The following is a 9,954-nucleotide window of genomic DNA, read 5'->3' as shown; positions in this document are numbered from 1 at the left end:
GGGGGCTAGCGGGCCGGGGTGATGCGCCAGATGCCGAACGGCTGGTGCCAGGGTTCGATGCGCATCCACTGGGTCTTGCCGTACCAGCTCCAGCGATGGCCGCTCACCAGGTCTTCGCCGAAGGTTTCGGCGTCGTCCTCCAGGCCCAGCTCCCACAGCGGCAACTCGAAGTGCGCCTCCTGGGCGTTGTGCGGGTCGAGGCTGACGGCCACCAGGATCAGGCTGCCGCTGGCCGGATCGCCCTTGGCGAAGTACAGGATGTTGTCGTTCCAGGCGTTGTAGAAGCGGATGCCCAGGTGGGTCTGCAGCGCCGGGTGCTGGCGGCGGATGCGGTTGAGCTGGGCGATCTCGGCAATGATGTTGCCGGGCTGGGTGTAGTCGCGCGGGCGGATCTCGTACTTCTCCGAGTCCAGGTATTCCTCCTTGCCCGGTATCGCCGCCGCCTCGCACAGCTCGAACCCCGAATACATGCCCCACAGGCCCGAGCCCATGGTGGCCAGCGCTGCGCGAATCAGAAAGCCCGGGCGACCGGAGTCGTGCAGGAAGAACGGGTTGATGTCCGGCGTGTTGACGAAGAAGTTGGGGCGGTAGCAGTACGACCACGGCGGCTGGTTGAGTTCGCTGAAGTACTGTTGCAGCTCGGCCTTGGTGTTGCGCCAGGTGAAGTAGGTATAGCTCTGCGAATAGCCGACCTTGCCCAGGCGCGCCATCATCGCCGGCTTGGTGAAGGCCTCGGCGAGGAAGATCACCTGCGGGTGCTGGCTGCGCACGTTGGCGATCAGCCACTCCCAGAACGGCAGCGGCTTGGTGTGCGGGTTGTCCACGCGAAACTGGGTCACGCCCTCCTGCACCCAGCCCAGCACCACGTCGCGCAGGGCCAGCCACAGGGCGGGCACCGCGTCGGCGGCATAGAAGTCGACGTTGACGATGTCCTGGTATTTTTTCGGCGGGTTCTCGGCATAGCGGATGGTGCCGTCGGGGCGCCAACTGAACCAGCCCGGGTGCTCGGTGAGCCAGGGGTGGTCCTGGGAGCACTGGATGGCGAAGTCCAGGGCGATTTCCAGACCATGCTCGGCGGCGGCGGCCACCAGCCGGCGGAAGTCTTCGCGGCTGCCCAGCTGCGGGTGGATGGCCTCGTGCCCGCCGTCGGCGCTGCCGATGGCGTAGGGGCTGCCGGGGTCGTCGGGGCCGGCCTGCAAGGCATTGTTGCGGCCCTTGCGGTGCTGGGTGCCGATGGGGTGGATGGGCGGGAAGTACAGCACGTCAAAGCCCATGTCGCGGATCATCGGCAGGCGCTGATGCACGTCGTTGAAGGTGCCGTGGCGGGCCGGGTCGTCGGTGACCGAACGCGGGAACAGCTCGTACCAGCTGGCAAAGCGTGCGCGCTCGCGCTCCACCTCAAGGGGGAACTCGGCGCTGCGGCTTAGGTAGGCACGGTGGTCGGCGCGGCCCATCAGGGCGCGGGTGTCGTCGTGCAGCAGCAGCTCGACGCCGGCCTGGGCAGGCAGGCTGGACAGTTGCAGGGCCACCGCCTCCAGTTGCGCACGCAGCGGCTCGCTGCTGCGCTCGGCGCTCTGCATCAGATGGCGGCGGCCCTCCTCCAGCTCCAGGCCTACGTCGACGCCGGCGGCGAACTTCTTCTCCAGCTCGTAGCAGTAGCTGGCGTACTGGTCGATCCAGGCCTCGATCATGAACAGGTGGCGGCCCACCTCGCTGACCGTGAAGCGCCCCTCCCAACTGTCGTTGCCCAGCAGCGTCATGGGCACTTCGTGCCAGTTGGGGTGCTGCAGGCGGCGCCAGCTCAGGCGCACGGCCAGCACGTCGTGGCCGTCGGCGAAGACCTTGCTGGTAACGGTGACCTGTTCGCCCACGGTACCCTTGACCGCGTGCTGGCCGGCGTCGAGCACAGGTTCGGTGTTCTCGATCACTATGCGCGGCAGCAGCAGCGCCCTGGCCAGGGTCAGGGTGTGCTCGCTGGTTTCATCGGTGCTGAAAGGCTCATCGCGGGTCATCGAACATCGCTCCGTTACGCTGTGACGGTAAGGTTCAGAGCAATGGCAGGCGTGGGGGTTCAATAAAAAATGAGCGATGCGGCGCGGCCACGGTCGAAGAATGGGTCAGCCTTTGAACAGCCCTTTATGTGAGGTTCGGCCCATGAATATTCCTATTCCTGCTGAAACGCCCGATCCGAATATCGATGACCCCAATCTGCCACCACCGGTGCCCGAGAAGGAGCCTGAGCCGCCCAAGGAGCAGGAGCCCGTGGGCGACCCGCCCAGTGAAGAGCCGCCGGTGAAGGTGCAAGCGTAGACCGGGATCCGGCAGTTGCACTGCGGTGTGCCCATCGCGGGTCAAGCCCGCTCCCACAGGAGTGCGGTGGTTTACAGAAATGCGCGATACCTGTGGGAGCGGGCTTGACCCGCGATGGCTGAAACGCCGAGCTCAACGGTTGCACAACTCCTCGATGCTGATCTCGCGCATGCGAAACTTCTGGATCTTGCCGGTCACCGTCATCGGAAACTCCTCGACGAAACGAAAATGTCGCGGCGTCTTGAAGTGCGCGATGCGGCTCTTGCACCAGGCCTGCAGCTCCCCATCGGTGGCGCTGTGCCCAGGGTGCAGCTTGATCCACGCCACGATCTCCTCGCCGTAACGCTCATCCGGAATGCCGATCACCTGCACGTCCGCCACCGACGGGTGGGTAAAGAAGAACTCCTCCAGCTCGCGCGGGTAGATGTTCTCGCCACCGCGAATGATCATGTCCTTGTTGCGCCCGGCAATGCACACGTAGCCCTGCTCATCCATGCTCGCCAGGTCGCCGGTGTGCATCCAGCCCGCCGGGTCGATCGCCTCGCTAGTGGCCGCCGGGTTGCCCCAGTAGCCCAGCATCACGCTGTAGCCGCGGGTGCACAGCTCGCCGATGGTGCCACGCGGCACGATGCAGCCGTGTTCGTCGACGATCTTGCTCTCCAGCTGCGGCTGGGTGCGCCCCACCGTGGTCACGCGCAGCTCCAGCTCGTCGTCCGGGCCGGTCTGCAGCGACACCGGGCTGGTCTCGGTCATGCCGTAGGCGATCTGCACCTCGCCCATGTGCAACTGGTCGATCACCCGACGCATCACTTCGATCGGGCAGGTGGCGCCGGCCATGATGCCGGTGCGCAGGCTGCTCAGGTCGTAGTCACCGCGCCGCGGCTGGTCGAGCAGCGCGATGAACATGGTCGGCACCCCGTACAGCACGGTGGCGCGCTCGCGGGCCACGCCTTCGAGGGTCAGCAGCGGGTCGAAGGCGTCGTTGGGGTAGATCATGGTGGTGCCGTGGGTGATGCAGCCCAGGTTGCCCATGACCATGCCGAAGCAGTGGTACAGCGGCACCGGGATCACCATGCGGTCATGCTCGGTCAGGCCCAGGCTCTCGCCGACCATGTAGCCGTTGTTGAGGATGTTGTAGTGGCTCAGGGTCGCGCCCTTGGGGAAGCCCGTGGTGCCGGAGGTGTACTGGATGTTCACCGGCTGGTCGAACTGCAGGCTCTGCTGGCGCTGCTGGTACTCGGCCGGGGCGACCTGCTCGGCCATGCCGGCCAGCGTCGCCCACGGCAGGAAGCCGCCCGGCGGCGCGTCGTCGAGGCTGATAAGCCCGCGCAGGTCGGGCAGGCGCTCGCCATTGAGCTGGCCTGGCGCCTGGTGCGCCAGCTCCGGCAGCAGTTCGCCGAGCATGGCATGGTAGTCGGAGGTCTTGAAGGTGCCGGCGCAGATCAGCCACTGGCAGGCAGACTGGCGCAGCACGTATTCCAGTTCGCTGGTGCGGTAGGCCGGGTTGATGTTGACCAGGATCACGCCGATTTTGGCGGTGGCGAACTGGGCGATGCACCACTGCGCGCAGTTGGGCGCCCAGATACCCAGGCGGTCGCCGGTCTTCAGGCCCAGCGCCATCAGGGCGCGGGCATGCAGGTCGATGCTGTCGGCCAGTTCGCGCCAGCTGTAGCGCAGTTGCTGGTGGCGTACCACCAGTGCCTCGCGCTCGGCAAAGCGCGCCACGGTGTTGTCCAGGGCCTGGCCGATGGTCATGGCCAGCAGCGGTTTGTCCTGGCGACCCTGGGTGTAGCTCGGTTGATTCATGACGACCCCGTATTGTGATTGTTGTGGGTGCTGATTCACGCGAGACCTAATGTGGCGCAAATTAACGTTAACGTAAAGGTCATGGGGAGATTGACAGTGTTCGGTGCGGGGTTTACGTTAACGTAAAGGTGACAGATCGCAGCGCCTTGATCGCGGGTCAACCACCACGCCACTCAAAGAACAATCGACAAGAAAGGTGCCAGCATGCGTTATCCGACCCTGAACTTCGCCCTGGGCGAAACCATCGACATGCTCCGCGACCAGGTGCAGGCGTTCGTCGCAGCCGAGCTGGCCCCGCGTGCGGCGCAGATCGACCAGGACAACCTGTTCCCCGCCGACATGTGGCGCAAGTTCGGCGACATGGGCCTGCTGGGCATCACCGTCAGCGAAGAATACGGCGGCGCGGGCCTGGGCTACCTGGCCCACGTGGTGGCCATGGAAGAAATCAGCCGCGGCTCGGCCTCGGTCGCGCTCTCCTACGGCGCTCACTCCAACCTCTGCGTCAACCAGATCAACCGCAACGGCACCGCCGAACAGAAAGCCAAATACCTGCCCAAGCTGATCAGCGGCGAGCACATCGGCGCCCTGGCCATGAGCGAGCCCAACGCCGGCTCCGACGTGGTGTCGATGAAACTGCGTGCCGAACAGCGCGGCGACCGCTTCGTGCTCAACGGCAGCAAGACCTGGATCACCAACGGCCCCGACGCCAACACCTACGTGATCTACGCCAAGACCGACCTGGAAAAGGGCCCCCACGGCATCACCGCGTTCATCGTCGAGCGCGACTGGGCCGGCTTCAGCCGCAGCAACAAGTTCGACAAGCTGGGCATGCGCGGTTCCAACACCTGCGAGCTGTTCTTCGACAACGTCGAGGTGCCCCAGGAGAACATCCTCGGCCAGCTCAACGGTGGCGTGAAGGTGCTGATGAGTGGCCTGGACTACGAGCGTGTGGTGCTCTCCGGCGGCCCTACCGGGATCATGCAGGCGTGCATGGACCTGGTGGTGCCCTACATCCACGACCGCAAGCAGTTCGGCCAGAGCATCGGCGAGTTCCAGCTGATCCAGGGCAAGATCGCCGACATGTACACCCAGCTCAATGCCAGCCGCGCCTACCTGTATGCCGTGGCCCAGGCCTGTGATCGCGCCGAAACCACCCGCAAGGACGCCGCCGGGGTGATCCTCTATACCGCCGAGCGCGCCACCCAGATGGCCCTCGAGGCAATCCAGATTCTGGGCGGCAACGGCTACATCAACGAATTCCCCGCAGGCCGCCTGCTGCGCGACGCCAAGCTGTACGAGATCGGCGCCGGCACCAGCGAGATCCGGCGCATGCTGATCGGTCGCGAGCTGTTCAACGAGACGCGCTGAGGCGCTCAGCGGCAACGCCGCCATAACGCAGACCCACTCTTGCAGCTTGGAGCTTGCCGCTTGAAGCTGCGCCAGGAGCCACGATGATTCTGAAGTCTCAGTTGAACCCCCGCGCGCCCGAATTCGCGCTCAACAGCGCGGCCATGCTCGAGCAGGTGCAAGGCCTGCGTGACCTGCTCGCCAGCGTGCACCAGGGCGGCGGGCCCAAAGCCCAGGAGCGCCACACCTCACGCGGCAAGTTGCTGCCGCGCGACCGCATCGACCGCCTGCTCGACCCGGGTTCGCCGTTTCTGGAGATCGGCCAGCTGGCCGCCCACGAGGTGTACGGCGAAGACGTGCCTGCCGCCGGCGTGATCGCCGGCATCGGCCGCATCGAGGGCGTGGAGTGCATGATCGTGGCCAACGACGCCACCGTCAAAGGCGGCTCGTACTACCCGCTGACCGTCAAGAAGCACCTGCGCGCCCAGACCATCGCCCAGCAGAACCGCCTGCCCTGCGTGTACCTGGTGGACTCCGGCGGCGCCAACCTGCCGCGCCAGGACGAGGTGTTCCCCGACCGCGAGCACTTCGGCCGCATCTTCTTCAACCAGGCCACCATGAGCGCCCAGGGCATCCCGCAGATCGCCGTGGTGATGGGCTCGTGCACCGCCGGCGGTGCCTACGTGCCGGCCATGGCCGACGAGGCGATCATGGTGCGCCAGCAGGCCACCATCTTCCTGGCCGGCCCACCGCTGGTCAAAGCCGCCACCGGCGAGGTGGTCAGCGCCGAAGACCTGGGCGGTGCCGACGTGCACTGCAAGGTCAGCGGCGTGGCCGACCACTATGCCGACAACGACGAACACGCCCTGGCCATCGCCCGGCGCTGCGTGGCCAACCTCAACTGGCGCAAGCTGGGCCAGCTGCAGGTGCGCACCCCGATCGCCCCGCTGTACGCAGCCGACGAGCTGTACGGCGTGGTGCCGGCCGATGCCAAGCAGCCGTTCGATGTGCGCGAGGTGATCGCGCGCCTGGTGGACGGCTCGCTGTTCGACGAGTTCAAGGCGCTGTTCGGTACCACGCTGGTGTGCGGCTTTGCCCACCTGCACGGCTACCCGGTGGCGATTCTGGCCAACAACGGCATCCTGTTCGCCGAGGCCGCGCAGAAAGGCGCGCACTTCATCGAGCTGGCCTGCCAGCGCGGCATCCCGCTGCTGTTCCTGCAGAACATCACCGGCTTCATGGTGGGCCAGAAGTACGAGGCCGGCGGCATCGCCAAGCATGGCGCCAAGCTGGTGACCGCAGTGGCCTGCGCCCAGGTGCCCAAGTTCACCGTGATCATCGGCGGCAGCTTCGGTGCCGGCAACTATGGCATGTGCGGGCGTGCCTACGACCCGCGCTTTCTGTGGATGTGGCCCAACGCGCGCATCGGCGTGATGGGCGCCGAACAGGCCGCAGGCGTGCTGGCCCAGGTCAAGCGCGAACAGAGCGAGCGCAGCGGCCAGGTTTTCAGCCCGCAGGACGAGGCGCAGCTCAAGCAGCCGATCCTGGACCAGTACGAACACCAGGGCCACCCCTACTATTCCAGCGCAAGGCTGTGGGACGACGGCGTCATCGACCCCGCGCAAACCCGCGAGATTCTCGGCCTGGCCCTCTCGGCAGCCCTCAATGCCCCGATCGAACCGAGCCGTTTCGGCATTTTCCGGATGTGACCGATGAGCGACTTCTCTACCCTTGAACTGATTCGCGATCCGCGCGGCTTCGCCACCCTGTGGCTGAGCCGCGAGGCCAAGAACAACGCCTTCAACGCGCAGATGATCCGCGAACTGATCATCGCCATCGACCAGATCGGCAACGACGCCAGCCTGCGTTTCATGGTGCTGCGCGGGCGCGGCCGGCACTTCAGTGCCGGCGCCGACCTTGCCTGGATGCAGCAGTCGGCGCAGCTGGACTACAACACCAACCTGGACGACGCCCGCGAGCTGGCCGAGCTGATGTACAACCTGGCGCGGCTCAAGGTGCCGACCCTGGCGGTGGTCCAGGGCGCAGCCTTCGGCGGTGCCGTGGGGCTGATCAGTTGCTGCGACATGGCCATCGGTGCCGACGACGCGCAGCTGTGCCTGTCTGAAGTGCGCATCGGCCTGGCGCCGGCGGTGATCAGCCCGTTCGTGGTGCAGGCCATGGGCGAGCGCGCCACCCGCCGCTATGCCCTGACCGCCGAACGCTTCAGCGGCGAGCGGGCCCGCGAACTGGGCCTGCTGGCCGAAACCTGCCCGGCCGCGCAGCTGGATGCCGAGGTCGAGCGCTGGGTCGGCAACCTGCTGCTCAACAGCCCGCAGGCCATGTGCGCCAGCAAGGAGCTGCTGCGCGAAGTGGGCAATGGTGAGCTCACCCCTGCCCTGCGCCGCTACTGTGAAGGCGCCATTGCGCGTATCCGCGTGAGCGCCGAAGGCCAGGAGGGCCTGCGCGCCTTCCTCGAAAAACGCACGCCAGCCTGGCAAACCCCCGCTTCGGACAAGGAGCCACGCCCATGAGCCGCCCTCTGCTGACCACCCTGCTGGTCGCCAACCGTGGCGAGATCGCCTGCCGCGTGATGCGCACCGCAAAGGCCATGGGCCTGACCACCGTGGCCGTGCACAGCGCCATCGACCGCGATGCGCGGCACAGCCGCGAAGCGGATATCCGGGTTGACCTGGGTGGCGCCAAGGCGGCCGAGAGCTACCTGGACATCCCCAGGCTGATTGCCGCGGCCAAGGCCAGCGGCGCCCAGGCGATACACCCGGGCTACGGCTTTCTGTCGGAGAACGCAGGCTTTGCCCGGGCCATCGAAGAGGCCGGGCTGATCTTCCTCGGCCCGCCGGCCAGTGCCATCGACGCGATGGGCAGCAAGTCGGCGGCCAAGGCGCTGATGGAAGTGGCCGGGGTACCGCTGGTGCCTGGCTACCACGGCGAAGCCCAGGACCTGGAGACCTTCCGCGCGGCCGCCCAGCGCATCGGCTACCCCGTACTGCTCAAGGCCACCGCCGGTGGCGGTGGCAAGGGCATGAAGGTGGTCGAGCAGGAAAGCCAGCTGGGTGAAGCCCTGGCCTCGGCCCAGCGTGAAGCGCTGTCGTCGTTCGGCGACGCACGCATGCTGGTCGAAAAGTACGTGCTCAAGCCGCGTCACGTCGAGATCCAGGTGTTCGCCGACCAGCATGGCAACTGCCTGTACCTGAACGAGCGCGACTGCTCGATCCAGCGTCGTCACCAGAAGGTGGTCGAGGAAGCCCCGGCCCCCGGCCTGAGCCCGGCGCAGCGCCAGGCCATGGGCGAGGCGGCGGTACGTGCGGCCCAGGCCATCGGCTATGTGGGCGCAGGCACGGTCGAGTTCCTGCTCGATGCCCGCGGCGAATTCTTCTTCATGGAAATGAACACCCGCCTGCAGGTGGAGCACCCGGTGACCGAGGCGATCACCGGCCTGGACCTGGTGGCCTGGCAGATCCGCGTGGCGTGCGGCGAGGCGCTGCCGCTGACGCAGGATCAGGTGCCGCTGCACGGGCATGCCATCGAGGTACGCCTGTACGCCGAGGACCCGGCCAACGACTTTCTGCCGGCCACCGGGCACCTGGCGCTGTACCGCGAGTCGGCGCCGGGCGAAGGGCGCCGGGTCGACAGCGGCGTGTGCGAAGGTGACAGCATCTCGCCGTTCTACGACCCGATGCTGGGCAAGCTGATTGCCTGGGGCGAGAACCGGGAACAGGCACGCCTGCGCCTGCTGGCGATGCTCGACAGCTTCGCCATTGGCGGCCTGAAGACCAACATCGCCTTCCTGCGCCGCATCCTGGCCCACCGCGCCTTCGCCGAGGCCGAACTGGATACCGGGTTCATCCCGCGCTATCAGGATCAACTGCTGCCCGCCCCCGTCGCGTTGCCTACAGCGTTCTGGCAGGCCGCCGGGCAGGCCTTCCAGCAATCGCGCCCCGCCTGCGTGCGCGCTGATGACCGGCACTCGCCGTGGGCAGCCGCCACCGGTTTCAGGCCGGGCGTACCGGCGCAGACCGCCCTGCACCTGCGCTGCAATGGCGAAGACCGGGCACTGAGCCTGAACCCCGGGTCGGTGTCCGCGCGCATGGACGGCGAGCACCTGGTGATCGAGCACGAAGGCGTGCGGCGCAGGCACCTGGCCGTGCGCCGTGGGCAAACGCTGTATCTGGAGTGGGATGGCGAGCTGCACGGGGTAAGCGCTTTCGACCCGATTGCCGAGGCGGACGCCGGCCATGCGCACCAGGGCGGCATGAGTGCGCCCATGAACGGCAGCATCGTGCGGGTATTGGTGGAGGTCGGTCAGGTGGTCGAGGCCGGCACGCAACTGGTGGTGCTGGAGGCCATGAAGATGGAGCACAGCATCCGCGCACCCCAGGCCGGGACGGTCAAGGCGCTGTATTGCCAGGAAGGCGAGATGGTCAGCGAAGGGGCCGCGCTGGTGGAGCTGGAGGTTCAGGAAGGCTGACGGCG

7 protein-coding genes are annotated in these 9,954 nt (G+C 66.8%); 5 read left to right on the top strand and 2 right to left on the bottom strand.

Annotated features, from left to right (window positions below):
• Positions 1-5 precede the first annotated feature (5 nt).
• On the bottom strand, positions 6-2,012 hold the full coding sequence (locus tag B4I46_RS08630; protein ID WP_286899649.1) for an alpha-1,4-glucan--maltose-1-phosphate maltosyltransferase: 2,007 nt from the start codon (positions 2,010-2,012) through the stop codon (positions 6-8).
• A gap of 142 nt (positions 2,013-2,154) precedes the next feature.
• On the opposite strand from B4I46_RS08630, the gene B4I46_RS08625 reads away from it, so the two are divergent.
• Positions 2,155-2,310 (top strand): hypothetical protein, encoded by a 156-nt coding sequence (locus B4I46_RS08625; protein ID WP_167400188.1) that lies wholly within the window; start codon positions 2,155-2,157, stop codon positions 2,308-2,310.
• Between the two features lie 132 nt (positions 2,311-2,442).
• Here B4I46_RS08625 and B4I46_RS08620 read toward each other — a convergent pair whose 3' ends face one another.
• Positions 2,443-4,116: an AMP-binding protein gene (locus B4I46_RS08620; RefSeq protein WP_286899647.1), complete on the bottom strand. Its 1,674-nt coding sequence runs from the start codon at positions 4,114-4,116 to the stop codon at positions 2,443-2,445.
• Positions 4,117-4,320: 204 nt separating this feature from the next.
• Between B4I46_RS08620 and B4I46_RS08615 the strand changes: the two genes are divergently transcribed.
• The 4 genes from B4I46_RS08615 to B4I46_RS08600 all read left to right on the top strand — a co-directional run bounded on the left by B4I46_RS08615 (position 4,321) and on the right by B4I46_RS08600 (position 9,949).
• Positions 4,321-5,484: an isovaleryl-CoA dehydrogenase gene (locus B4I46_RS08615; protein ID WP_043863959.1), complete on the top strand. Its 1,164-nt coding sequence runs from the start codon at positions 4,321-4,323 to the stop codon at positions 5,482-5,484.
• A gap of 83 nt (positions 5,485-5,567) precedes the next feature.
• Positions 5,568-7,172, top strand: a complete 1,605-nt coding sequence (locus B4I46_RS08610; RefSeq protein ID WP_043863960.1) for a carboxyl transferase domain-containing protein — start codon at positions 5,568-5,570, stop codon at positions 7,170-7,172.
• Between the two features lie 3 nt (positions 7,173-7,175).
• Positions 7,176-7,994 (top strand): gamma-carboxygeranoyl-CoA hydratase, encoded by an 819-nt coding sequence (locus B4I46_RS08605; RefSeq protein ID WP_286899645.1) that lies wholly within the window; start codon positions 7,176-7,178, stop codon positions 7,992-7,994.
• Positions 7,991-9,949, top strand: a complete 1,959-nt coding sequence (locus B4I46_RS08600; protein ID WP_104572528.1) for an acetyl/propionyl/methylcrotonyl-CoA carboxylase subunit alpha — start codon at positions 7,991-7,993, stop codon at positions 9,947-9,949. Before B4I46_RS08605 ends, B4I46_RS08600 begins: the two co-directional genes overlap by 4 nt.
• Positions 9,950-9,954 lie beyond the last annotated feature (5 nt).

It is taken from the genome of Pseudomonas sp. UBA7500, assembly GCF_002478435.1.
Taxonomy (GTDB): domain Bacteria; phylum Pseudomonadota; class Gammaproteobacteria; order Pseudomonadales; family Pseudomonadaceae; genus Aquipseudomonas; species Aquipseudomonas palmensis.
This window is presented reverse-complemented; position numbering and strand designations above follow the sequence as displayed.